A 23,637-nucleotide genomic window follows, 5' to 3' on the forward strand; every position below is an offset into this window, starting at 1 on the left:
CCATGACGGCGGCCAGCCGGGCCGGCTGGCCGCCGTCGTTGTGCCCGCCGGGCCTAGTGCCCGGCGTCCGAAGCCGCTCCGGCCCCGATGCGCTCTGTCTGGTCCGGGGCATCGCCGTCGGTGCCGTCCGCCGCTTTGCCGGACTGCCCGGCGTCCTTGCTGCGGGCCCGGCTGATCGCTGCCACAGTGGCCAGCACCGTTACCAGGCCGCCGTAGGCGTAGGTGGTAACCGGGAGTGACAGGACAGGTGCCAGCAGGCCTGCCAGCACGGCCGGAATACCAAAGGCCGTGTAGGCCACTACAAAGAGTGACGCGAAGGTGCCGGCGCGCTCGTGGTCCTCAACCAGGGGGCTGATGGACCGGATGACGCCCATGAAGGCCGTGCCGAATCCGGCCCCGGCCACCACTACGGCTGCCAGGAACAGGCCGAATGAGCCAAGCCCTATGGCCAGGAGTGACAGGGCGGTCCCCAGCGCGAGGGCCGTGGTTCCGAAGATGGTGATGGTGCGGGCGCCGAACCGGTGCAGAACGGCGGCCGCTGCGGCTCCGACGCCGGCCAGGATGGTGATCACCATGCCTTGCCACAGGTGTTCCTGGATGCCGAACGTTGTGTGGACGATCGCAGCGCCGAGCGAGAGGTACAGCCCGCCCGTCGCCCAGCCGGCAAACACGGCCGGGGCGCCGCTGACGAATCCGCTGCGGGCTGCCGCCGGCAGGGTCAGATGCGGCTTCAGCGATGCTGCCAGGCCAGGCGCGCGGGGCGAGGTTTCCGGTGCGGCCCACACCAGTGCGGCAAAGGCGATGTAGATGACCGACAGCGAGACGAACACCAGGGTGCGCGGCTCTGCCATCAGATCCAGCAGCAGCCCGGACGCCAGGGCTCCCAGCGCCAGGCCGCCCAGTGGCGCCACCGTGTTCCAGGCCGCGCTCGAGCCGGGGTCGTCCTCAGCTTCGAGATCCGCAATGGCCGCGGAAAGCGTGGTCAGCAGGAGGCCGCTGGCGATGCCCTGCAGGACGCGTGCCACCAGGAGCATTGCCAGCGAGTCCGCAAGGAGGAATGCCGTGACGCTGCCGGCGAGCAGGATGAAAGCGCCGCTGATGACGGGCCTGCGTCCCAGGTGGTCCGAAAGGGATCCGAACACCAGCAGTGCCGCCAGCAGTGCGACGGCGTAGACGGCAAAGATCCCCGTGGTGGCCACCGGCAGCAGATGCAACTGCTCCTGCAGGGTGGGGTAGAAGGGGGATGGGGCGCTGGCGCCGGCCATCATTGCTGCCGTGGCAGCAGCGACGAGGACAAAGCCCAGCCGCCGGCGTGCTTCACGGGGCAGGGCTGCGGGGGAGTGCGTCACAACGTGCCACCTTCTGGGTTTTGGGGTTGGTTCGAAAAATGTCGAATCAACAGCCTACTGGCACCAACCCCGATGGTTCAACTAATATCGAACCGTGGCTACGCCGGCGAACCTCCCCCACCCCACCCGCGCGGATCTCGATCTGCCCAGCGTGCTCTTCGCATTGAGCGATCCTGAGCGGCTGGATATCGTGCGCCAGCTCCGCTCCGGCCCCCTCGACATGGCTGATTGCTCGCTCAGGGTCCCGGACATGCCGAAGTCCACCAAATCGCACCTCATGAAGGTCCTGCGGGAGGCCGGGGTCATCCGCAACGAGGCCAACGGCCGGGGCCGCCGCCTGACCCTCCGGTCCGAGGACCTGGAGGCCCGCTTCCCGGGATTGCTCCCCGCGGTCCTCGACGCACCGGCGCAGTAGCGCCGCCGGGCCGTTGGTGCCCGTTCTCCCAGAGCAGAACCGGGCTTCAGTGCCCCTGAATTCCCCGCCGTTGCAGGCCTGGGGTGATTGCCGTCGTCGTGATCTGTATCCATAAAGGATCAGGGTTGAGTGGAGTGCGCTCAACTTCAGTTGACATCATGTGGGCCCTGAGTAAAGTTGAGTGCAGAACGCTCAATCATGCGGGCGCCAACCAGTTTCCAAGGAAAGAAGGAAGCAACACATGTCACGTGCAGTAGGTATCGACCTCGGAACCACCAACTCCGTCGTCTCCGTTCTCGAAGGTGGCGAGCCCACCGTTATTGCCAACGCCGAGGGTGGCCGCACCACGCCGTCGGTGGTTGCATTCTCCAAGTCCGGCGAAGTCCTGGTTGGCGAAATCGCCAAGCGCCAGGCCGTCAACAACATCGACCGCACCATCGCCTCCGTCAAGCGCCACATGGGCACTGACTGGAAGGTGGACATCGATGGCAAGAAGTACACCGCGCAGGAAATCTCCGCGCGCACGCTGATGAAGCTGAAGAACGACGCCGAGTCCTACCTGGGTGAAAAGGTCACCGACGCCGTCATCACCGTTCCGGCCTACTTCAACGACGCCGAGCGCCAGGCCACCAAGGAAGCCGGCGAAATCGCGGGCCTGAACGTCCTGCGCATCGTCAACGAGCCCACCGCCGCAGCACTCGCCTACGGCCTGGACAAGGGCAAGGAAGACGAACTCATCCTGGTCTTCGACCTCGGTGGCGGTACCTTCGACGTCTCCCTGCTGGAAGTTGGCAAGGACGAAGACAACTTCTCCACCATCCAGGTCCGCGCCACCGCCGGTGACAACCGCCTCGGCGGCGACGACTGGGACCAGCGCGTTGTTGACTACCTGCTGAACCAGCTCAAGGTCAAGGGCATCGACCTGTCCAAGGACAAGATTGCCCTGCAGCGCCTCCGCGAAGCCGCTGAGCAGGCCAAGAAGGAACTCTCCTCCTCCTCCAGCACCAACGTCTCCCTCCAGTACCTGTCCGTCACCCCCGACGGCCCGGTCCACCTCGACGAGCAGCTAACCCGCGCCAAGTTCCAGGACCTCACCAAGGACCTGCTCGAGCGCACCAAGAAGCCGTTCCACGACGTGATCAAGGAAGCAGGCATCAAGCTCTCCGACATCAACCACATCGTGCTGGTGGGCGGCTCCACGCGTATGCCCGCCGTCTCCGAACTGGTCAAGGAACTCGCCGGTGGCAAGGAACCGAACAAGGGCGTGAACCCGGACGAGGTTGTGGCCGTTGGTGCCGCACTCCAGGCCGGCGTGCTGAAGGGTGAGCGCAAGGACGTCCTCCTGATCGACGTCACCCCGCTGTCCCTCGGCATCGAAACCAAGGGCGGCGTCATGACGCACCTGATCGAGCGCAATACCGCCATCCCCACCAAGCGGTCCGAGACCTTCACCACTGCTGACGACAACCAGCCGTCGGTGGCCATCCAGGTCTTCCAGGGCGAACGCGAATTCACCCGCGACAACAAGCCGCTGGGCACGTTCGAGCTGACCGGCATCGCTCCGGCACCGCGCGGCGTCCCGCAGGTTGAGGTCACGTTCGACATCGACGCCAACGGCATCGTCCACGTCTCCGCCAAGGACAAGGGCACGGGCAAGGAACAGTCCATGACCATCACCGGCGGCACCGCGCTCTCCAAGGAAGACATCGACCGCATGGTCAAGGACGCCGAGGAGCACGCAGCCGAGGACAAGGCCCGCCGTGAGGCAACGGACACCCGCAACTCCGCAGAGCAGCTCGCCTACTCCGTGGACAAGCTGATCGCCGACAACGCCGACAAGCTGCCCGAAGAGGTCAAGACCGAGGTCCAGGCCGACGTGGACGCCCTCAAGAAGGCACTCGAAGGCACCGACGACGCCGAGGTCAAGACCGCGTTCGAGAAGCTGCAGGCTTCCCAGACGAAGCTCGGCGAAGCCATCTACTCCCAGGCCGGTTCGCCGGACGGTGCCACCGGTGCCGCGGGTGCCGAAGGCGCAGCAGCGGGCGACGGCTCCAAGGCCGACGAAGACATCGTCGACGCCGAGATCATCGACGAAGACGAAGCGAAGAAGTAAGCCATGCCCCATCACGGTAACGAGGAAGAGCACTCTGCATCCGCGAACCACGAGGGTAAGGGCAACAGCCAGGAACCGGTTATCCGGGACAACCGCAAGGTTGACCCGGTGACCGGCCAGGCCCGGCACCCTGAAGGCGAGCATGCCGGTTCCGCACAGGATTCCGACGGCGACGCACTGGCCCAGGCCGAGGAGATCCTCAACGGCGTCGAGGTGCCCGCAGGGGAATCCGTGGCCCAGGGGGTCCCCGCAGGGTCCGCCAACGCTGAGGCAGCCGAGCTGAAGAACGACCTCCTGCGCCTGCAGGCCGAGTACGTCAACTACCGCAAGCGCGTGGAACGCGACCGCGCCGTGGCAGGGGAAATGGCCGTCATCGGCGTCCTGAACTCCCTGCTCCCGGTGCTGGACGACGTCGACGCCGCACGGCAGCACGGCGACCTCACCGATGGCCCCTTCGCAGCGATCGCCGCCAAGCTGGAGAACGCGCTGAAGACCTACGGCCTGGTCCGCATCGACGAAACGGGCGTGGAGTTCGACCCCACGGTCCACGAGGCCCTGATCCAGCAGCCCGGCGAAGACATCGAGGTTGACACCGTCAGCCAGGTGCTCCGCTCCGGCTACAAATCAGGCGACCGCGTGCTCCGCGCAGCGCAGGTCATCGTCGCAGTACCTGCCTGACGGTCACCAGGCGCTACGCCGGATATGGGGCGGTGCCCGCTTCGCGGTGCCCTCCACACCGCCGCCCCATATCCGGCCTCCGCGCCAGCGGTCATCTCGCCTAAGGTGAGGTAACCACGAAGCTCGCAGCGGTACAGGGGCCCGGGAGTGGCATCGGGCCTGCCGAAGCTGGGTGGCTGGGGATCGCAGATCCCAGCCACCCAGCGTAGGGGCGGGGCCCCTGTGCCGCGGAGAGCTATTAGTTAGAGACTTTTGAAAGGAAACGCCATTGGCTAGCCAGGATTGGGTGGACAAGGACTTTTACAAGATCCTTGGTGTTGCCAAGGACGCTTCCGATGCCGATATCAAGAAGGCTTACCGGAAGCTGGCACGGCAGTTCCATCCGGACACCAACTCCGGCGATGCAACTGCCGAGAAGAAATTCAAGGATGTCTCCGAGGCGTACTCGGTGCTCTCCGATGCTGATGAGCGCCAGCAGTACGATGCCATCCGTGCCATGGGCGGCGGTGCCCGGTTTGCTCCCGGCGGCGGCGGTGCCGCGGGCGGCAACGGCGGGTTCGAGGACCTGTTCGGCGGCCTGTTCACCGGCAACACCGGGCGGCACGCCGGCGGCTTCAACCCGTCCTCCGGTAACATCCCGCCTGAGTTCGCGGACCTGTTCGGCGGCGGCTTCGGCGGCTCGCCCGGGTTCCAGCGGACACCCCAGAAGGGCGCGGACCGCACCGCATCCACCAGCATCTCGTTCTCCGGTGCCATCCGCGGCACCACCATCGGCCTGCGCGAACCCAATGGCGAAGTCATCGACGTGCGCGTCCCCGCAGGCATCAAAGACGGCCAGAAGGTCCGCGTGCGTGGCAAGGGCCAGCCGGGCCAGGCCGGCAACGGCGACCTGGTGGTTGCCGTCTCGGTTAAGCCGCACGAGTTCTACACGCGCGACGGCGACAACCTCCGCATCCATGTCCCGGTCACCTTCCCCGAGGCTGCTTTGGGCGGCGACATCGAGGTGCCCACCATCGACGGCGAGAAGGTGCGGGTCCGTGTTCCGGCCGGCACGCCGTCGGGCCGTACCCTGCGGGTGAAGGGCAAAGGCGTGAAGACCTCCAAGGCGACGGGTGACCTGCTGGTGACCATCGACGTCGCGGTTCCCAAGAACCTGAACAAGGAGGCCGAGGCCGCCGTGAAGGCTTTCGCCGAGGCCACGGCCGGTGCCGACGTCCGAGAGGGCCTGGCCGCCAAGGCCCGGCTGTAGCGGAGGAGGTGTGCCGTGGACATCAACGCTGACCAGCCCATCTTCGTGATTTCCGTGGCGGCTGAGCTGGCTGACATGCACCCCCAGACGCTCCGCCAGTACGACCGCCTGGGCATCGTCAAACCCAGCCGGGCCCCCGGGAAATCCCGGCGGTACTCGCAGCGGGACGTCAACATGCTCCGCGAAGTGCAGCGGTTGTCCCAGGAAGGCGTCTCCCTCGAAGGGATCAAACGCATCCTGGAACTCGAAAACCAGGTGTCTGCCCTGCAGCGGCGCGTGCTGGAACTGACCGAGGAACTGGGGCGGCGCCCGCAGGCGTTCGACTCCCGCATCTTCGCCGCGGGCGCGGCCGGCGACGTCGTGAGCCTGGCCCGCGGCCAGCGCCCCCGTCCGCGGTCGCAGGCCGTGGTGCTGTGGCGGCCCCGCGCCATCGGGCAGTAGCGGCAGCAGCCGGCCGGTGAGTACCCGGTCCCTGGCCGCTTGGCGAAAATAGAGTACCCACTACTCGTGCAGCCCCGCCCAAGGAAACCTTCAATGGAACCACTGCTGTTGCAGCAGTGGTTCCATTCGTTTCTGGGGGTTATTCCATGTTTGGTTCTCTTTTCTTGGCCCGGCCATGAGCCCGGGAATGGAAGCAGTTGCGTCCTTCAGCGCTTCGGTGCCCGGACAGACCCTGCTGGCCATCGGGCAAACAGTCGTGGTGGTGTGCGTCTGCTTCGACATGGTCCGGGCAACGTCCGTTCCGCGGTCGCACCGGCGCTACGTGGCCAGCACCGTCTTCCGGACCCTGGCCATCCCGGCGGTCATCGCCGATGCCCTGACGGTCCTGGTGGCCATCGTGGTGTCGTCGTGGATCGATGTGGTGATGGGCATGTTCGTGCTCACCGCCATTATCTTCCGGTTCCACAGCGGTAAGGACGAGGACAACTGGTGGCAGGGCAAGGGCAGGAAGCTCGCCCGTTGGGCCCGCCGCCACCTGTCCGGCCGCACATCGGTGGCCCCTGCCATGGGGTGAGCCGGGCCGTTGATGACTTGGGCGTTGGCGACCTCAGCCGTTGATGACCTGCGGTACGCCCAGGGCCTTGAGGCCTTCGGCGCCGAATTCCAGGCCGTAGCCGGACTGCTTGGCCCCGCCGAAGGGAATCCGCGGATCGACGGCGCCGTGCCGGTTGATCCAGACGGTGCCGGCTTCCAGCCGCACAGCTACCGCACGTGCAGCCGCGGGGTCGGAGGACCATACCGAGGCGCCCAGGCCGACGTCGAGGGCGTTGGCCATCTCCACAGCTTCGTCGATGCTGCCGTAACGGATGATCGGCAGTGCGGGGCCGAACTGTTCCTCGGCCACCAGCGGGTTGCCGTTGTCGATGTCCGCCACCAGTGTGGCGGGGTAGAAGTAGCCGGGTTGGCTGGAGTCCGGGTTCCCGCCGAGGAGGACGCGCGCTCCGGAAGCCCTGGCCGCCTCCACGAGGTTCGCGACGACGTCGTACTGCGCCTTGTTCTGCAGCGGGCCCAGGACGTTGTTTTCATCCAGGCCGTTCCCCATCGGCATGGCCTTCGCGACGTCGGTGAGGGCCTGGCAGACGGCGTCGTAGATGGAGTCGTGGACGTAGAGCCGCTTGAGCGCCGCGCAGGTCTGTCCGGTGTTGATGAAGGCGCCCCAGAAAAGGTCCTCCGCGATCGCCAGGGGATCGGTGCCGGGCAGGACGATGCCGGCGTCGTTGCCGCCGAGCTCGAGCGTGAGCCGTTTGACGGTCGCCGCCGACGACCGGATGATCGCCTTGCCCGTGGCAGTGGACCCGGTGAACATGAGCTTGCCTACCGCCCCGTGCAGTGCCAGCGCTTCGCCCACGTCCCGGCCGCCGGACACCACGGTCAGCAACCCTTCGGGAAGTTCTTCGTTGAGCACCTTGGCCAGCGCCAGGACCGAAAGCGGCGTGTACTCGGAAGGCTTGACCACCACGGTGTTGCCCATGCGGAGGGCGGGGGCGATCTGCCAGGTGGTGATCATCATGGGCCAGTTCCACGGCCCGATCGCGCCCACGACGCCGATGGGCCGGTAGTGCAGTTCGGCCCGGGTTTCGCCGTCGTCCACCACGGTTTCAGGAGCCAGGGGAGTGCTGGCGGCGGCGCGCAGCCACGCCGCGCAGGCGCCCACCTCAAACCGGGCGTTGGGCCCGTTGAGGGGCTTGCCCTGCTCGCGGGAGAGCAGCTGGGCGAGCTCTTCGGCTGAGCGTTCGACGGCGTCGGCCGCCTTGAGGAGGACGGCGGACCGGGCCTCGTGGCCCAGCGCAGCCCACGTCGGCTGCGCGGCAGAAGCTACGCTGATGGCCGCTTCCAGCTCCGCCACTCCGTGCACGGGAGCCTCACCCACGGCCGCGCCGGTTGCGGGATCCAGGATGGTCCGGCCGGTGCCGGGGGCGGGCGAGATGGCGGCCAGAAGCGCATCATAGGTTTCCACGGGTACTCCACTTCGAGTAGGCAAGGACGCCAGCCGGGCGGCTGGGCGGGCTCCTCTCAGTGTGGTTGAGCGCGGGGCGCAACCCTTGTGTTGTGGCGCAGGACTGTTGACCCGGAGGGAACAGTGGCAAGGCCTTCCATGCGGTGCCATGATGTTGAGGATCAGGTTCACGGCACCGCCCCCTCCGGGCAGCAAGGACGTGCGGTCATGCCATATATCAACGGTCTCAGCGATGTGGGAAACGGCGATCTGGCCGCTGCCGGCGGCAAGGCCGTGGGCCTTGCCGGGCTCATCCGGGCCGGGCTGCCGGTTCCGCCGGGATTCGTGCTGGGCACAACTGCCTACGCCGAATTCGTCAACGCCAACGGCCTCCAGGACGAAATCCAGCGCCTGGCCGCGGTGTCACCGGAGGCCGCGCCCGGAGACTACGCGGCTGCCTCGGACCGGATCCGTGCACTGTTCACGGGCGGCACCCTGCCTGGCGGGATGCGGGACGAGCTTGCCGGCGCCTATGGGCTCCTCGGCGGAGCGGACATCCCGGTGGCGGTCCGGTCGTCAGCCACCGCGGAGGACCTGGCCTCGGCCAGCTTCGCCGGGCAGCAGGATACCTACCTCAATATCCGTGGCTTCGAGGCCCTCACGAAAGCAGTCATCGACTGCTGGGCCTCGCTCTGGACGGCGCGCGCCATGGCGTACCGGGCCCGCGAAGGCGTGTTGCCTGGCCAGGTGCGGCTCGCCGTCGTGGTCCAGCAGATGGTGGAAGCCGAGGCGGCGGGGGTGATGTTCACGGCCAACCCCGCGAACGGCCGGCGCGACCAGGCAGTGATCAGCGCCGCCTGGGGGCTCGGCGAATCGGTGGTCAGCGGGACCGTCAGCACCGATGACCTGGTGGTGGAGGCGGACACGGGGAAGGTGCTCTCGCGGCAGACGGCCGACAAATCCGTGATGACCGTGTACGCGGAGGGCGGGACCCGGGAGCAGCCGGTCGCGGCAGCCCGCCGTCGTGCGCCCGTCCTGGACGACCCCGCAGCTGCCGAACTGGCCGCTTATGGCCGGCGGATTGCGGAGCACTTCAGGGTGCCGCAGGACATCGAGTGGGCGCGTGCCGACGGTACTTTCTTCATCCTGCAGTCCCGTCCCATCACCGCCCTGCCGGAGCCGGCGGCGGACATCCCGGACACCTGGCCCCTGCCCTACCCGAAAGGCATGTACTTCCGGGCCAGCATCGTGGAGCAGTTGCCGGACCCGCTGACGCCGTTGTTCGCCGACCTCATTGACGGCTCTGTGGCGAGGTCGCTGCAGGCCCTCCTGGCCGGCGCGGTGGGGAAGAGCGCCGTCCGCGACGGCGACGTCCGGCTGCCCACCGTCAACGGCTACGCCTATTACTACTACCGCAACTCCGGCCTGTGGCGGATGATGGCCAAGTCGCCGGCGGCCTTCCGTGCCCTGTTCCGCGGGGAGGCGCATATGGGCGTGGCCGGGTGGCGTGAGTACTCGCACCCCAAGTACCAGCGGGTGGTCAAGGGCTGGGCTGCCAAGCCGCTGCTGGAACTGTCCGGCGGAGAGTTGCTGGCCGGCGTGCAGTTGCTGCTGGATGCCGGGACCGTCTACTACACCGCCGTGCAGTCCATCATTCCGCTCGCCGCCACCAGCGAGCTGTCCTTCCGGGCGTTCTACGACAGGCTGGTCCGGCGGGACGGGGATCCTCCGGCGCAGGCACTGCTCCTCGGCTTCGACAGCGAGCCCATCCGCGCCGAGAAGTCGCTCTACGACCTTGCCGGCTGGGCACGCAGCGACCCCGGGCTCACAGCGGTATTGCTGGAACGGCCGACGGCGGAACTCGCCGAGTGCCAGCGCACCGGTGCGCCGCCGGCCGGGGTGGACGACGTCCTGTGGCAGGAGTGGCGGTTCACGTTCCAGGAACACCTGGATTTCTACGGCCACGCCGTCTACAACCTGGACTTCGCCACCCCGGTGCCGGCCGATGACCCCGCCACCCTGCTGGAGACCGTGAAGTTCTACCTGCGCGGCCAGGGCACCGATCCGCATGAGCGCCAACGGCTCCTGACCGAGCGCCGGGAAGAACTGACCCGTGATGCCGCCGCCCGGCTGGGCCCACGGCGGCGCGCCGTGTTCTTCCGTCTGCTGCGGTGGGCCCAGGCCACGGCGCCGATCCGCGAGGACGCCCTCGCCGACGTCGGACTCGCCTGGCCGCTGCTGCGGCGGACACTGCTCGAACTCGGGCGTCGGCTGGTGGCATCCTCCGTAATCGCGGCCCCGGAGGATGTGTTCTGGCTGCAGTTCCAGGAGCTGCGGAGCGCCGTCGAATTCGGCCTCGCCGCCCCCGGCACTGATACGGCCGGCGCGGCGGCCGTGGCCATCACCGGAACGGCCCGCCCTGTCCGCGCCGACGCCGTCGAGGACCGGCGGATGCTGTGGCGGGGCCAGGCGAAGGCCGCTGCCCCGCAGATGCTTCCGGAGAGCCGGTGGATGGAACGTTCGTTTGGCTCGTGGATGCCGGCCGGGTCGCAGCACCAGAGCGGTGATGTCATCAAGGGCGCCGGTGCGAGCTCGGGCCGGGTCAGCGCTCCCGCCCGCGTGCTGGCCGGGCCCCAGGATTTCGGCCAAATGCGGCCGGGGGATGTCCTGGTGGCACGGATTACCACGCCGGCCTGGACATCTCTGTTCGCCATGGCCTCGGCGGTGGTGACGGATGTGGGCGGCCCGCTGAGCCACAGCTCCATCGTGGCCCGCGAATACGGCATCCCCGCCGTGCTCGGCACCGGCGTGGCCACGCAGCGGCTCACCACCGGGCAGCAGGTCCTGGTGGACGGGGACGCCGGCACGGTGACTGTCCTGCCCGCAGCCCAGGCCATCAACGATGATTCCGCGTCATCAATAAAAAAGTTATTGTGAACTGCTCATATTAAGCCTTAGACTCAACGGCAGGCCGGTGAAGTCCTGACAAGACTGCCGGGTGATTCCTCCCCGGATCCAGGCAAACGCACCGCATACCCACCAGCGAAAACCACGCTTCCTCCTGCCGCCATGCCGCAGGCGAAGTGGGTAATGGGCGCCCCCACCCAGAAACGCAGGAGAACACCATGGCTTTGCAGTCCTACCTCATTGAAGCCGGCGCCATCGACGCCACCGCCGTCCCCCGCGGCGGAAGCTACGTCACCTTGCCCGCCGGACAGGAGCCGTCGCTGCGCACCGAGGGCAGCTACGTCTCGCACCCGGACGACTTTCCTGAAACCGCGAGCAAAGCCCAGGGCACGTATGTGACCCTTCCCGACGGCGAGCCAGAGGTGACGGAGATCAGCTACACGCGCGTCGGCTGACCTGCACCGGGCACCTTGCCCTCGCCCTCCGGCAAGAAGCTGTTCAGTAGCTGGCCTGGGTTTCGCCGTCGGTCTTCTGGATGAACTGCGCCGCGAGGGCTTCGGAGCCCCGTGCGAGGAGGGCGACGTCGGCGCCGACCAGGATGAAGTCCGCTCCGTTGTGGAGGTAGTGCTGTGCCGTGTCCGGGTTGAAGGCGTTGACGCCGGCGGGTTTCCCGGCGGCCTTTGCGGCGGCGAGGCAGTGCTCGACGGCGGCACGCACGTCGGGGTGTTCCTGCTGTCCCAGCAGGCCCATGCAGGCGGCGAGGTCGGAGGGACCGATGAAGATGGCGTCGACGCCGTCCACTTTCAGGATGCCTGCGACGGTTTCGACGGCGGCGGTGGATTCGATCTGGACGGTGACGCTGATGGTGCTGTTGGCCCGGTTCAGGTAGTCCGGGACCCGGTTCCAGCGGGCGGCCCGGGCCAGCGCGGAGCCGACGCCGCGGACGCCGTGGGGCGGGTAGCGGGTGGCGGCCACGGCGGCTTCGGCCTCGGCAACGGAGTTGACCATGGGGATCAGCAGGTTCTGCACGCCGAGGTCCAGGTACTGCTTGATCACCACGGTGTCGTTGACCGGGGGCCGGACCAGCGTGTGCACGGGGTAGCCGTGGACGGCCTGGAGCTGGGCGAGGATGGACTCGAGCCCGTTGGGGCTGTGCTCGGCGTCCACCAGGAGCCAGTCCAGGCCGGCCCCGGCGCAGATCTCGGCCATGAGCGGGCTGCCGGAGCACACCCACATCCCAGCCAGCGGCCGGCCTGCGCCGCCTTGTTGTGCGGCCAGGGCGTCCCGGAAGGTGTGGTCTATTCGAAGCGGCACGTCACACTCCCCAGGGGTCCGTAGTCTGCGTGGACGGTGTCTCCCTTGTAGGCCCAGAGCGGGCGGGTGAAGGAACCGGCGAGGATGATGTCGCCGGCTTTCAGGGCGTCACCGTGGGCGGCGATCTTGTTGACGAGCCAGTGGACCCCGTTGGCGGGGTGGTCCAGGACCCCGGCGGCAACCCCGGTTTCCTCCACGGTCTGGTTCTTGTAGAGGATGGCGGAGACCCAGCGGAGGTCCACGGCGTCCGGTTTCACTGGGCGTCCGCCGATCACCATGGCGCCCATGGCGGCGTTGTCCGAGATGGTGTCCACGATGGTCCGGCCCTCCATTTCGATCCTGGAGTCCAGGATTTCGAGGGCCGGGACCACGTAGTCGGTGGCTTTGAGGACATCGAAGATGGTGCAGCCGGGGCCTTTGAGCCCGTCTTTCAGCACGAAGGCCAGCTCCACCTCCACGCGCGGGTGGGTGTACTTGTCCCACTGCACGGAGCAGCCGGTTTCGAGGACCATGTCGTCGAAGATGGCGCCGTAGTCCGGTTCGGTGATGCCGGTGGCGGCCTGCATGGCCTTGGACGTGAGGCCGATCTTGCGCCCCACCAACGTGCGCCCGGCTTCCTCGTTCCGGCGGCGCCATAGCTGCTGGACGGCGTAGGAGTCCTCCACCGTCATGTCCGGGTAGCGTGCCGTCAGGCGGGGAACAGGGGTGCGGCTCCGCGCGGCTTCCAGCAGTTCGTCCGCGATGGCCTCAATCGTCGTGGGCTCCAGCATGGCTACAGCTGCGCCCCCAGCTTGAAACCGGTCCTGTCCCCGGCGTCCGGACCGTCGCCGTCGGCCTTGCGCGTGTAGGAGAAGCCGTCGGCACCCACGGTGACGGCCATCTCGGACCTTTCCTCGCGTTCGATGACGGGCTGCGGGTTGCCGTCGAGGTCCAGGACCAGGGAGGCCTCGGTGTACCAGGACGGGACCACGGGGTTGCCCCACCAGTCACGGCGCTGGTTGTCGTGGACGTCCCAGGTGATGGTGGGGTTGTCCGGGTCGCCGGTGTAGTAGTCCTGGGTGTAGATCTCGATGCGGTGGCCGTCCGGGTCCAGGATGTAGAGGTAGAAGGCGTTGGAGACGCCGTGCCGCCCGGGGCCGCGTTCGATCCTGTCGCTGATGCGCAGGGCGCCCATCTTGTCGCAGATCTGGATGATGTTGTGCTTCTCGTGCGTGGCGAACGCGACGTGGTGCATGCGCGGTCCGTTGCCGCCGGTCAGGGCGGTGTCGTGGACGGTCTGCTTGCGGTGCATCCACGCGGCGTAGGTCACGCCGTCGGAATCCTTGATGTCCTCGGAGACGCGGAAGCCGAGGTCCTCCAGGTACTTGCGGCCCTTGGGAACGTCCGGGGTGACCTGGTTGAAGTGGTCCAGCCGGACGAGTTCCCCGGCGGAGTAGAGGTCGTACCGTTGGGTGAGGCGTTCCACGTGCTCCACCTCGTAGAAGAACTCATACGGGAAGCCCAGCGGGTCCTCCACGCGGACGGAGTCGCCGACGCCCTTGGTGAAGCCTTCCTTGCGGCGTTCCGTGCGGCAGCCCAGCTCCTTGTAGTAGGCCTCGGCGGCGTCCACTTCGGCGGGGGACTTCACCCGGTAGGCGAACGCGGCGACGGCGGCGATGGGTCCCTTGCGGAGTACCAGGTTGTGATGGATGAACTCCTCCAGGGACCGCAGGTAGATCGCGTTCTCATCTTCCTCGGTGACGTGCAGGCCGAGGAGGTCCACGTAGAACGCGCGGGACTTGGCGAGGTCAGTGACCACGATTTCCATGTAGGCGCAGCGGACGATGTCCGGAGCCGGAACCGTGGGGGTGGGAACGAAGTTCGTCATGGGATTCTCTCTTCTTTGAAAGGGTTTCTTCCCCAACTAGGTAGCAGTAAGTGTCGTTTTGGGGGCTCATAACGACAACAATTGCGACCCAGTTGGGCAGCTGGTGGTGACTAGGCGCCGAATTTGGGGGTGTGGACGCTGCCGAGGGTGATGTGCACGGCTTGCTGGTCGGTGTAGAAGTCGATGGAGCGGTAGCCGCCTTCGTGGCCCAGGCCCGAGGCCTTGACGCCACCGAACGGGGTGCGGAGGTCGCGGACGTTGTGGCTGTTCAGCCACACCATGCCGGCCTCCACGTTCTGCGAGAAGTTGTGCGCCCGCGTCAGGTTCTGGGTCCAGATGTAGGCGGCGAGGCCGTACTTGGTGTTGTTCGCCAGGGCGAGGGCTTCGTCGTCGTTCTCGAACGGGGTGATCGCCACGACGGGTCCGAAGATTTCCTCCTGGAAGATCCGGGCGTCAGGGGCGACGTCGGCAAAAACCGTGGGTGCGATGTAGTTGCCTTCGGGCAGGCCCTCCGGCCGTCCGCCGCCGGCGAGCAGCCGGCCTTCGGTCTTGCCGATCTCCACGTAGGAGGCCACCTTCTGGTAGTGCTCCGGGTGGACCAGCGCCCCAACCTGGGTCTTGGGGTCGTGGGGATCGCCCACCACGATGTTCTTGGCACGCGCGGCGTACTTTTCGCAGAATTCGTCGTAGATGGCGCGCTCAACGAGGATGCGGGACCCGGCCGTGCAGCGTTCGCCGTTGAGGGAGAAGACCCCGAACAGGGCCGAGTCGATCGCGGCGTCCAGGTCTGCGTCGGCGAACACGACGCAGGGGGACTTGCCGCCGAGCTCCATGGACAGGCCCTTGAGGTTGGTTGCGGCGTTGCGGAAGATCGTCTGCCCGGTGGTGGTCTCGCCGGTGAAGGAGATCAGCGGGACCTCAGGGTGCTTGACCAACGCGTCGCCGGCTTCCTCTCCCAAGCCGTTGACCAGGTTGAACACGCCGTCCGGCAAGCCGGCGTCCTTGAAGATGGTGGCCCACAGCGAGGCGGAGAGCGGGGTGAACTCGGCTGGCTTGAGGACCACAGTGTTGCCGGTGGCCAGGGCCGGGGCGAGCTTCCAGGACTCGAGCATGAACGGGGTGTTCCAGGGCGTGATCAGCCCGGCCACGCCGATCGGCTTGCGGTTCACGTAGTTGATCTGCGAGCCGGGGACCTTCATGGCGTCGTCGAACTGGGCCACAATCAGGTCCGCGAAGAAGCGGAAGTTCTCGGCAGCGCGGAGGGCCTGGCCCTTGGCCTGGGTGATAGGCAGGCCGGTGTCGAAGGTTTCGAGTTCGGCGAGCCTGGCCTCTTGGGCCTCGACGGCATCGGCGATCCTGTTAAGGACGCGGGCCCGTTCGCGGGGTTTCATCCTGGGCCACGGGCCATTCACGAACGCTTCGCGGGCCGCGGCGACAGCAAGGTCGATGTCCTCTTTCTGGCCGGCCGCCGCGGTGGCGTAGTTCGTGTTGGACACCGGGTCCAGGACGTCGAAGGTCTTGCCGCCCACGGAGTCAACGAATTCGCCGTTGATGTAGTGCTGGATGTGGGTGGGCAGGTCCTCGGGAATGTAGTGCTTGGCAGTTTCTGTTGAGGTCGTCATCGTTGAAGTCCTTTACTGGTGCTGAGCTGCTAACGGGTTTGGGCGAGGTACGCGTCCAGGGTGGCGGTACGGTGCTGGCGGGCTGCCTTTTCGATGGTGTCGGCGTCTGCTCCGGTTTCGAGGAGCGTCAGCAGGTTTTCGTGCTCTTCGACGGAGCCGAGGGCGCGGCCGGGGACGAAGCGGAAGGTGGAGGACCGCAGCGCCGCGAGCCGGTTCCAGCCACGGTGCACCAGGTCCAGGATGTGCGGATTGGGGCAGTGCTCGAACAGGACGGAGTGGAAATCCTGGTTCAGCTTCGTGAACCGGACGGGGTCGAAGTGGTCCAGGCAGTCCCGCATTTCCTCGTTGATGGCGCGCGCCCGGGCGATGGCCTGCCCGTCGACCAGCGGAGCGGACAGCGCGGTGGCCGCCCCTTCCACGATGCTGAGGGTCTGCATGGTGTAGAGGTACTCGGTGGGGTCGATGCCTGCCACGGTGGCGCCGACGTTGCGTTCGAACGTCACCAGGCCCTCGGCCTCGAGCCGGCGGATGGCTTCGCGGACGGGGACCACGCTGACGCCGAGGTCCTTGGCGATGATGCTCAGGACCAGCCGGTAGCCGGGGGTGTAGGTGCCTTCGACAATGCGGGCCTTGACGGCCTGGTAGGCCTGCTCGGACTTGCTGCCGGCGGGGACGTCGGAGAGTTCCGGTGCGCCGGTCACTGCTGTCTCAGTCATTGGGCGTTGCCTTCCTTGCGTTCCCACTCCGCGTACCTGGCCTGCCATTCGGCGTTCATCGGGTAGAGGCCGTCCACGCTGTTGCCCTGTTTGACCATTTCGAAGATGAAGGTTTCTTCCTTCTCCTGCTGGACGCAGTCGTCCGCGAGTTCTTCGGCGATGGCCGGCGGGATCACCAGGATGCCGTCGGAGTCGGCCACGATGATGTCGCCCGGCTGCACGGTGGCTCCGCCGCAGGCGATGGTGATGTCCGTGTCCCACGGGATGTGCCGGCGGCCCAGCACGGCGGGGTGCGGGTTGGCGAAGTACGTGGGCATGTCCAGGCCGGCCACGGCAGTGAAGTCGCGGACGCCGCCGTCGGTGATGATGGCGGCGGCGCCGCGGACCTGGGCGCGGAGGGCCAGGATGTCGCCCACGGTTCCGGTGCCTTTCTCGCCGCGGGCCTCCATCACCAGGATTTCGCCCTCATTGACCGAATCGATGGCCTTCTTCTGGGCGTTGAACCCGCCGCCGTGGGTCTTGAAGAGGTCTTCGCGGTTGGGGACGTACCGCAGGGTCCGTGCCAGGCCCACCACCTTGCGGTCCGGGCGGGTGGCCTGCAGGCCGTCGATGCTGACGTTGTTCAGGCCGCGCTTGCGCAGCTGGGATGACAGGGTGGCCGTTGCCACGGATTCGAGTTTGGCTTTCAGTTCCGGGCTAAGGACAGGCCCGACAGCGGCCGTTTCCGCAGGTGCCAAACCCGCCGCTTCCCGGGATCCGTAGGCTTCCTCCCGCTGCAGGTCGTCAGCCTTGGGCCGGGCACCAAAGTCCGCGAACGCCGTCGTGCCTTCCTCAACCGTGGTGGCCAGGCGCCCGGTGGTGAGCCCGCCGTCGACCGTGCTGACTTCCACCTCCAGGACGTCGCCCGGCGTGGCCACGGAGGCACCGGCGGGGGTGCCGGTGAGGATCATGTCGCCCTCCTCGAGAGTGAGCAGCTGGGACAGGTCCGCGACGAGGCGGGCGAATGGGAAGAGCAGGTCTTCGGTGGTGTCGTCCTGGACCAGCTCGCCGTTGTGCCAGGTGCGGATGCGCAGTTTGGCGGGGTCGACGGCGTCTGCCGGGATCAGTGCGGGACCGACCGGGGTGAAGCCGTCCCCGCCCTTGGAGCGCAGGTTGGAGCCCTTGTCTGCCCAGCGCAGGTCGTAGACGCCGAGGTCGTTGCTGGCGGTCACGGCGGCAACATGGCTCCAGGCATCCTCCACGCTGACGCGGCGTGCGGCCTTTCCGATGACCAGGGCAATCTCGCCCTCGAAGCCGAGGAGTTCACAGCCCGCAGGCCGCTCCACCACGCTGCCGCTGAGGGCCAAGGAGCTGGAAGGCTTGAGGAAGTAGGACGGCTGGGCCGGGGTGCGGCCGCGCTGGGCGGCCCGGCTGGGGTAGTTGATGTGCACTGCGATCACCTTGCGGGCTGCTGCCAGGGTGTCGCCGTTGACCTGCTCCAAGACCGTCTCCTCATCAGGTACGAAATCGTATACGATCACTATTCTCCATCCGGCTGCTGCCGTCAACCCCCGAATCTCCGGGCATCGTCGTGGCCTTCCGCGGACTACTTGTCGCCTCCGTCACAGGCGGCGTACAGTTGAAGCCAGCTCTACGTTTCTATTATCGAATGATGTGTTCTCATATGGAACACTTACGCAGGCTTTGGTCCACGAGATGACGCAGCGGTCATCCGCCCACAACGAAGTGAGGTAATCCCGTGCAGTTCCATCACCACGGCTATGTATCCGGCGACCCGCGTGTCCAGCCCGCGGCCGGCGTCGGACTCAATCGGCCCGAGGACCTTCCGGACGAGGTGGACGTGCTGATCGTTGGCACCGGCCCCGCCGGGATGCTGGCCGCGGCGCAGCTGTCCCGGTTCCCCAACATCACCACGCGCATCGTGGAACGCCGCCCCGGCAGGCTCGCCATTGGCCAGGCAGATGGCATCCAGGCCCGCAGCGTCGAGACATTCCAGGCCTTCGGCTTCGCGGAACGGATCATCGCCGAGGCCTACCGGATTACCGAGATGGCCTTCTGGAAGCCGGACCCGGCCAATCATGCGAACATCGCCCGCGCCGCCCGCGCCGTCGACGACGAAATGGGCATCAGCGAATTCCCGCACCTGATCGTGAACCAGGCCCGCGTGCTGGACTACTTTGCCGAGTACATGGCCAACGCACCCACCCGGATGAAGCCCGACTACGGCTACGACTTCGTGGGGCTTGAGGTGGCCCACGGCGGCGACCACCCCGTCACCGTCACGCTCCGGCACACCGCCGGCCCGGACGAGGGCAAGGACCGGGTGGTCCGGGCCAAGTACGTGGTAGGGGCCGACGGCGCCCGCAGCAAAGTGCGCCAGGCAATCGGCTGCACCATGGCCGGGGACCAGGCCAACCACGCCTGGGGTGTCATGGACGTGCTCGCCGTGACGGACTTCCCGGACATCCGCACCAAATGCGCCATCCAGGCCGCCGAGGGCAGCATTCTGCTGATCCCGCGCGAAGGCGGGCACCTGTTCCGCATGTATGTGGACCTGGGCGAAGTGGACCCCGCCACCCATCACGAGGTCCGCAACACCAGCATCGGGCAGATCATCGCCAAGGCCAACGCCATCCTCCACCCCTACACACTGGACGTGCGGAATGTCGCCTGGCACAGCGTGTACGAGGTGGGCCACCGGCTCACGGACAGGTTCGACGACGTCCTGCCGGAGGAGCGCGGCACCCGCACCCCGCGGGTGTTCATCACCGGCGACGCTTGCCACACGCACAGCGCCAAGGCGGGCCAGGGCATGAACGTTTCCATGCAGGACGGATTCAACATTGCCTGGAAGCTGGGCCACGTCCTGGAAGGCCGCAGCCCGGAAAGCCTGCTCAGCACCTACTCCGAAGAACGGCAGGTGGTGGCGAAGAACCTCATCGACTTCGACAAAGAATGGTCCACCATGATGGCCAAGAAGCCGGAGGAGTTCGAAAACCCGTCAGACCTTGAAGACTTCTATGTCCGCACGGCCGAGTTCCCGGCCGGGTTCATGACCCAGTACGCGCCGTCGGTGGTGACGGGCTCCGCCGACCACCAGGAGCTGGCCAGCGGATTCCCCGTGGGCAAGCGCTTCAAGTCCGCCCCCGTGGTCCGGGTGGGCGACACCAATCCCCTGCAGCTGGGCCACCACGCCACCGCAGACGGCCGCTGGCGGATCTACGTCTTCGCCGACGCCGCCACGCCCGGTGAGCAGTCCAACACTGCCAAGCTCGCTGAGTGGCTCGCTGCCTCGCCGGAATCACCGCTGGCCGCAACGCCGCCGGACGCCGACCCGGATGCGTGGTTCGACCTGAAGGTCATCCACCAGCAGCCGCATACTGCCGTCGACATCGGAGCCGTGCCCGCGGTCTTCAAGCCGCAGGTAGGGCCGTTCAAGCTCACCGACTACGAGAAGGTCTACGCGACGGACCCCATCGCGGACATCTTCGAGCTGCGCGGCATCGACCGCGGCGGCGTCGTGGTGGTGGTCCGCCCGGACCAGTACGTCGCGAACGTGCTGCCGCTCGGTGCGACGGATGAGCTCGCGGAGTTCTTCGCTCCCCTCCTGGCGGCGGGCCAGCGCGCTAAGGTCTAGCGGCAGGCAACCGGTTGCCATAGGTGGGGGGTCGTGTACTACCATTGGCATGCAGCCCGCTCGGCGAGTGCCCCTCTGTGCACGGCCTCCCTCCCTTTTCCGGACCGGGGTCTTCTGCGGCCACCCGCCACGGGTGCCCGGCCGGCCCGCTGCCGATCGGAGGAGGACTTCATTGGCCGAAGAATTGGAAAACAGCCCGGGGGACCGCCAGCCGAAAGCGACAATTCAGCGCAGCCAGCTTGGCGGCACGGAACGGCGGCGGCCCGTCCCCGACGGGGAGAACCGCCCGCCCGTTTCCAGCCAGGAACTGAGCAGGGCCAAGGCTGAGCTCGCCGAGGAATCCAAGCCAAAGGTGAACTGGCGGGTGTTCATCATCGCGTCAGCCATCATCCTGGCGTTTTCCGTCTGGGCCATGCTGGTGCCCGCCAGCGCCCAGGCAACCATGAAGACAGTAGTGGCCTGGATCGCCACGAACGTGGGCTGGTTCTACGTCCTCACAGTCACCGTGGTGATCGGATTCGTCCTGTGGGTGGCGTTGTCCAAAGAAGGCTCCGTCCGCCTTGGCCCGGACCACTCCAGGCCGCAGTACAAACTCTTCACCTGGGTGGCCATGCTGTTCGCCGCCGGAGTGGGCATCGACATGCTGTTCTACTCCGTGACTGGCCCCATCACCCAGTACATGAAACCGCCCGCCGGTGAAGGGCAGACGGCAGCCGCGGCGCAGGACGCCGTGGTGTGGACCATGTTCCACTACGGCGTTGCCGGGTGGGCTATGTACTCGCTCCTCGGCATGGCCATGGGGTACTTCGCGTACCGCTGGGGAATGCCGTTGTCCATCCGCGCCGCCCTGTACCCGTTGCTCGGGAAACGCGTCCGCGGCGGCGTCGGCGACACCATCGACGTCGTCACCCTGGTGGGGACCGTCTTTGGCGTGGCCACATCCATGGGCATTGGCGTGGTGCTGCTCAACGTCGGCTTCGCCATCCTGTTCGGCCTGCAGGAAGGCCTGGCGCTGCAGATCGCCCTGGTGGTTGTGGCCGTCATCCTCACCGTGGCCGCGTGCACCTCCGGCGTGGACAAAGGCATCCGCTGGATCTCCGAGCTGAACATCTGGAGCGCAGCGGCCATGCTGCTCTACATCCTGGTGACCGGTCAGACCTCCTTCCTGCTCAACGCGATGGTCGAAAACATCGGCCGCTTCCTGTTTACTTTGCCGGACCGCACCCTGCAGACGTTCGCCTACCAGGACGGCGGCTCGGAATGGATGGCCGGCTGGACCCTCTTCTTTTGGGCCTTCTGGCTGGCGTGGGGCCCGTTCGTCGGCCTGTTCCTGGCCCGCATTTCGCGCGGCCGGACCCTGCGGGAATTCGTCATTGCCGCCATCACCGCGCCGGTGCTGTGCGACTTCCTGATTGTGAGCATCTTCGGTAACAGCGCCATGCACGAGGTCCTGGGTGGGAACGCGGAATTCGCGCAGCTCGCCATGGCCAGCCCGGAAGAAGGCTGGTACGCCTTGCTGAACATGTTCCCGGGCGCCAGCTTCCTGATCGGGCTGGGCACACTGTCCGGCATGCTGTTCTACCTCACCAGCGCCAACTCAGGCGCGATGGTGATGTCCAACTTCTCCTCGTCGATCCCCGACCCATCGCAGGACGGCGCCAAATGGCTGCGCATCTTCTGGGCGGTCCTGACGGCGCTGCTCACCATCGCCATGCTGGTGGCCGGCGGCGTGACCACCATGGAATACGCCACCCTCATTTTCGCCCTGCCGGTGACCATCATCGCGTGGCTCGTGATGGCGTCCTTCTCCAAGGCACTGCGGATGGAGCGCGCCGAGCGCGAAGGGCAGGTCCTGCGGCGGCAGTCGACGGCGGCACACGGAGGGCAGGTGCCGGACCGCACCTGGCGGCAGCGGCTGGCCAACATGCGCGCCTACCCGTCCAGGAAGCAGGTGGCACTCTTCATGGAAGGCACCGTGCAGCCGGCGCTCGCGGATGTAGTCAAGGAATTCACCAGGCAGGGGTACCACGCCACCCTGGACGTGGTGCCGAATCCGGAGGCCGGCATCTCCAGCCACGCCCTGGTAGTCAGCATTCCGGAGCACCGCGACTTCCATTACCAGGTGCAGGCGGTGGAAGCGCCGGTGCCCATGTTTGGCGGGCGAATGTCCCGGCAGACGGACATCTACTACCGGGTGGAGGTTTTCGCACAGACAGGATCCGAAGGGTACGACCTCATGGGCCTGTCCCACCAGCAGGTGATCGACGACGTCCTGGACCGCTACGAGGCGCACCTTGGCTTCCTCACCTACTCCACCCAGCACGATTTTGCGTCAGTACTCACCCCACCAGTGGCCACAGGCGGCATGGCAGTAGTGGACCCGGTGGACGGCCAGCGCGCGGAATAGAACCGGAGCCTGAGCCAGCCCTGGCTTCAGGCCGCCGGGGTCCGATCCGCCCTGTGGTCCGCTGCGGCGTACACCCCAAGGATCCGCACCTCGGTGGTGAAGAAGTCCAGTTCCTCAAGCGCCAGCCGGAGCGGAGTGTCCTCGGGGTGCGCTTCGACGTCGGCCATGAACATGGTGGCCGCGAACTCGTCCCCCACCATGTAGCTCTCCAGCCGCGTCATGTTCACGCCGTTCGTGGCGAAACCGCCCAGCGCCTTGTACAGGGCCGACGGAACGTTGCGGACGCGGAACACGAAGCTGGTCACTGCCGGGCCGGGAAGTTCGTCCCGGGCAGGCAGCTCAGTTTCACGGGCCAGCACCACGAAGCGGGTGGTGTTGGAGGGGTCGTCCTCCACCCTGGAGGCCAGCACGTCGAGGCCATAGATCTGGGCGGCCAGCGGGGGAGCCAGGGAAAGCTTGCGGGGATCGTTCCACTCCGCCACCTCGCGGGCAGACCCGGCGGTGTCGCCGGCAATGACGGGCTTGAGGCCGTGCTCGCGGATCAGCTTCCGGCACTGGCCCAGGGCGTGGATGTGGCTGTGGACCTCGGTGGCACCCTCGATGGTGCTGCCCGGAATGCCCAGCAGGTCGAAGTGGATGGGGAGGAAGAATTCGCCAACGATCTGCAGGTTGGACTGCGGCAGCAGGATGTGGATGTCCGCCACCCGGCCGGCGATGGAGTTCTCGATGGGGATCATGGCCAGGTCCGCCTCGCCGCTGGAGACCAGTTCAAAGGCGTCCTCGAAGCTGGCGCACGGGACGCTGTCCATCTCGGGGAACATCTGCTTGCACGCGATATTGGAGTTGGCGCCGGGCTCACCCTGGTACGCAATCTTTTGGGCCATGGTCCGTATGCTTTCACGGCCCGGCCCCGCCCTCCCAACTAA

The 23,637-nt window shown here is 67.0% G+C and carries 19 protein-coding genes; 10 read left to right on the top strand and 9 right to left on the bottom strand.

Annotated features, from left to right (window positions below; translation table 11 throughout):
• Positions 1-53: 53 nt before the first annotated feature.
• A complete protein-coding gene (locus ACFV4R_RS08645) occupies positions 54-1,349 on the bottom strand; it encodes an MFS transporter (RefSeq protein ID WP_377201949.1) in 1,296 nt (431 codons plus the stop codon).
• Positions 1,350-1,443: 94 nt separating this feature from the next.
• On the opposite strand from ACFV4R_RS08645, the gene ACFV4R_RS08650 reads away from it, so the two are divergent.
• From ACFV4R_RS08650 to ACFV4R_RS08675, 6 genes are all read left to right on the top strand, one after another.
• Positions 1,444-1,764, top strand: coding sequence for a helix-turn-helix transcriptional regulator (locus tag ACFV4R_RS08650; protein ID WP_045730691.1), 321 nt, complete (start codon positions 1,444-1,446; stop codon positions 1,762-1,764).
• Positions 1,765-2,005: 241 nt separating this feature from the next.
• Positions 2,006-3,877, top strand: coding sequence for a molecular chaperone DnaK (dnaK, locus tag ACFV4R_RS08655; RefSeq protein WP_015938771.1), 1,872 nt, complete (start codon positions 2,006-2,008; stop codon positions 3,875-3,877).
• A gap of 3 nt (positions 3,878-3,880) precedes the next feature.
• Positions 3,881-4,555 (top strand): nucleotide exchange factor GrpE, encoded by a 675-nt coding sequence (locus tag ACFV4R_RS08660; RefSeq protein ID WP_377201950.1) that lies wholly within the window; start codon positions 3,881-3,883, stop codon positions 4,553-4,555.
• A gap of 268 nt (positions 4,556-4,823) precedes the next feature.
• On the top strand, positions 4,824-5,804 hold the full coding sequence (locus ACFV4R_RS08665; RefSeq protein WP_172830016.1) for a DnaJ C-terminal domain-containing protein: 981 nt from the start codon (positions 4,824-4,826) through the stop codon (positions 5,802-5,804).
• Positions 5,805-5,819: 15 nt separating this feature from the next.
• A complete protein-coding gene (locus tag ACFV4R_RS08670) occupies positions 5,820-6,245 on the top strand; it encodes a heat shock protein transcriptional repressor HspR (protein WP_056081345.1) in 426 nt (141 codons plus the stop codon).
• Positions 6,246-6,432: 187 nt separating this feature from the next.
• Positions 6,433-6,819, top strand: coding sequence for a hypothetical protein (locus tag ACFV4R_RS08675; RefSeq protein ID WP_377201951.1), 387 nt, complete (start codon positions 6,433-6,435; stop codon positions 6,817-6,819).
• 33 nt (positions 6,820-6,852) lie between these two features.
• Here ACFV4R_RS08675 and ACFV4R_RS08680 read toward each other — a convergent pair whose 3' ends face one another.
• A complete protein-coding gene (locus tag ACFV4R_RS08680; protein WP_377201952.1) occupies positions 6,853-8,262 on the bottom strand; it encodes an aldehyde dehydrogenase family protein in 1,410 nt (469 codons plus the stop codon).
• 207 nt (positions 8,263-8,469) lie between these two features.
• Between ACFV4R_RS08680 and ACFV4R_RS08685 the strand changes: the two genes are divergently transcribed.
• Together ACFV4R_RS08685 and ACFV4R_RS08690 are read left to right on the top strand one after the other, a co-directional pair.
• Complete coding sequence (locus tag ACFV4R_RS08685; RefSeq protein WP_377201953.1) at positions 8,470-11,178, top strand: PEP/pyruvate-binding domain-containing protein; 2,709 nt, start codon at positions 8,470-8,472, stop codon at positions 11,176-11,178.
• A 188-nt stretch (positions 11,179-11,366) separates the two neighbouring features.
• Positions 11,367-11,603, top strand: coding sequence for a hypothetical protein (locus tag ACFV4R_RS08690; protein ID WP_377201954.1), 237 nt, complete (start codon positions 11,367-11,369; stop codon positions 11,601-11,603).
• Positions 11,604-11,646: 43 nt separating this feature from the next.
• Here the strand turns inward: ACFV4R_RS08690 and ACFV4R_RS08695 are convergent, their stop codons facing one another.
• The 6 genes from ACFV4R_RS08695 to ACFV4R_RS08720 form a co-directional block, all read right to left on the bottom strand.
• Positions 11,647-12,462, bottom strand: a complete 816-nt coding sequence (locus tag ACFV4R_RS08695) for an aldolase/citrate lyase family protein (RefSeq protein ID WP_377201955.1) — start codon at positions 12,460-12,462, stop codon at positions 11,647-11,649.
• A complete protein-coding gene (hpaH, locus tag ACFV4R_RS08700) occupies positions 12,447-13,232 on the bottom strand; it encodes a 2-oxo-hept-4-ene-1,7-dioate hydratase (RefSeq protein ID WP_377201956.1) in 786 nt (261 codons plus the stop codon). The genes ACFV4R_RS08695 and hpaH overlap by 16 nt, the downstream gene beginning before the upstream one ends.
• Positions 13,233-13,234: 2 nt before the next feature.
• The gene (gene hpaD / locus ACFV4R_RS08705) at positions 13,235-14,329 is read right to left on the bottom strand and encodes a 3,4-dihydroxyphenylacetate 2,3-dioxygenase (RefSeq protein WP_377201957.1); all 1,095 of its coding nucleotides are present in this window, start codon (positions 14,327-14,329) and stop codon (positions 13,235-13,237) included.
• 110 nt (positions 14,330-14,439) lie between these two features.
• Complete coding sequence (gene hpaE, locus ACFV4R_RS08710) at positions 14,440-15,951, bottom strand: 5-carboxymethyl-2-hydroxymuconate semialdehyde dehydrogenase (RefSeq protein ID WP_377201958.1); 1,512 nt, start codon at positions 15,949-15,951, stop codon at positions 14,440-14,442.
• A gap of 29 nt (positions 15,952-15,980) precedes the next feature.
• Complete coding sequence (locus ACFV4R_RS08715) at positions 15,981-16,667, bottom strand: GntR family transcriptional regulator (protein ID WP_377201959.1); 687 nt, start codon at positions 16,665-16,667, stop codon at positions 15,981-15,983.
• Positions 16,664-18,148, bottom strand: a complete 1,485-nt coding sequence (locus ACFV4R_RS08720) for a fumarylacetoacetate hydrolase family protein (RefSeq protein ID WP_377202088.1) — start codon at positions 18,146-18,148, stop codon at positions 16,664-16,666. Before ACFV4R_RS08720 ends, ACFV4R_RS08715 begins: the two co-directional genes overlap by 4 nt.
• A gap of 257 nt (positions 18,149-18,405) precedes the next feature.
• Here ACFV4R_RS08720 and ACFV4R_RS08725 point away from each other — a divergent pair, with 257 nt between their 5' ends.
• Entirely contained in the window at positions 18,406-20,304 is a 1,899-nt protein-coding gene (locus ACFV4R_RS08725; protein WP_377201960.1) for an FAD-binding monooxygenase, read from the top strand.
• Between the two features lie 172 nt (positions 20,305-20,476).
• Positions 20,477-22,711 carry a choline BCCT transporter BetT gene (betT, locus tag ACFV4R_RS08730; protein WP_377201961.1) on the top strand — a complete coding sequence of 745 codons (2,235 nt, stop codon included), beginning with the start codon at positions 20,477-20,479 and terminating at the stop codon, positions 22,709-22,711.
• A gap of 26 nt (positions 22,712-22,737) precedes the next feature.
• Here the strand turns inward: betT and ACFV4R_RS08735 are convergent, their stop codons facing one another.
• A complete protein-coding gene (locus ACFV4R_RS08735) occupies positions 22,738-23,595 on the bottom strand; it encodes a prephenate dehydratase (RefSeq protein WP_377201962.1) in 858 nt (285 codons plus the stop codon).
• Positions 23,596-23,637: the final 42 nt, after the last annotated feature.

Origin of the sequence: Pseudarthrobacter sp. NPDC059871 (assembly GCF_042731175.1) — a bacterium.
In the GTDB taxonomy this organism is placed as follows: domain Bacteria; phylum Actinomycetota; class Actinomycetes; order Actinomycetales; family Micrococcaceae; genus Arthrobacter.